This window comes from Microcoleus sp. B3-D2 (genome assembly GCF_036705345.1).
Lineage (GTDB): Bacteria > Cyanobacteriota > Cyanobacteriia > Cyanobacteriales > Microcoleaceae > Microcoleus.
The window spans coordinates 1-1,377 of record NZ_JAUBUG010000188.1; the positions used below are offsets into that span (position 1 = coordinate 1).

Consider the following 1,377-nt stretch of genomic DNA (forward strand, 5'->3'; position numbering starts at 1 on the left):
CTTGCACTTTATTCTCGCTCGCGCGCTCGAAACCTTTCGCGACGCAATATGCACTCGATTATTCAGCAAGCCCTATAATAGTAAACATGAGGACATCAGCCCCTCTAGCAGGCGAAAGCATGAAGTTAAAAAATTTTCTTCCTCTGCCTCCTGCTTACTGATAACTGGAGTTTAGACTAAAAAACGAGCGCATCTAAAAGTAGCTGCCTTTAAATATCCGGCAAGCTGTTACTCAAAAACTCAAGAGGGAGAAGATTAAATAGCTAATTTTGAAGATTTTTTGCGTCGAGAAACCCGTTTTTTGACAGTGGGATAGCACGGTGCCTTGGTACGTACCTTTCCTTTTTCCCAGCCGGGGGCTTTTCCCCTATGTTTAGGGATTTTTGTAGGAGTACCAATGTCAACTAAAACCGAAAACATTGATTGGGCAACACGTCCAGGAGTTAAATCGATCGTAGCAGATTGCCTGCAGGAGTCTATTCTCGATCACTAAATCTCTAGCCAGCCAGAGTTGCCAACTCATTAACGGCATTAAATCACTCCAACGCTCAGATTGTTCAGGAGTTCTCAAGTTAGGCAATGTCCAATGCAATCGTTGCTTCGCAAATCGATACCAATGATCGACTCCAAAACGTCGCAAATATTTAAACCAAATAGTTTCGCTTGGGTAGAGTTCGTTCTCCAACCCAAGCCAACCATAAGGGTGGAAACGGCTGACCGTTTGACATGGGCTTCATTCTTAAGGGCCAGAATTAAATTGATTTTCTGTTGGGCCGCACGATAAAAATGTAAGTCGAGCCATTGTCTGATGAGGACTTTTCCCAACTCTGGATGTTCGTCAATTTCAATCGCAGTATCCGCTTGAAGCCAGGTGTTTGGGTCGTTGAGTCTCATTTTTTGCCCGTGTTTCCGTGGTCTACCGCGACCACTATAGGCTGGTGGTGCTGACCATAAGCAGGCATTTTTTCGGACTCTCATTAAACAATCAGCAAGGATGGAAGCTTGCGTTAGCGGCAGCACCCAACTTGCATTCCCATATTCTCGATCTAAAACTGCTAAAACTGGGTTGACGCTCTGTTCACAGACAAGTTTGAGTTGGGAAGCTGCTTGAAGTATGGGTGAAGACCCGCTACTAATTCTTTCATGGAGCAGAGGTAATGCCCAACTTCCTTGTGCTTCTGGTATCCAGGCAATTGTACTGTATCCCTGTCCAACAGTTACGCCCCTCTGATATTCATGAGTTCTGTCTTTTAACGTTTTGGCATCTGGTCTCCCCCATGCAGTGTGGTCGATTGCCACTAATACAGCGGATTCCAAGTTTATGAAGTACAGTAGCAGCAGCTTGTAAACCAGTTTTTGAAGTGCTTAATATTAACC

General features: G+C 44.7%; 1 protein-coding gene. It reads right to left on the reverse strand.

Annotated elements, in window-relative coordinates; translation table 11 throughout:
• Positions 1-567: 567 nt before the first annotated feature.
• Positions 568-1,317, reverse strand: a complete 750-nt coding sequence (locus QUB14_RS28590) for a transposase (RefSeq protein ID WP_333221636.1) — start codon at positions 1,315-1,317, stop codon at positions 568-570.
• Between the last annotated feature and the right edge of the window lie 60 nt (positions 1,318-1,377).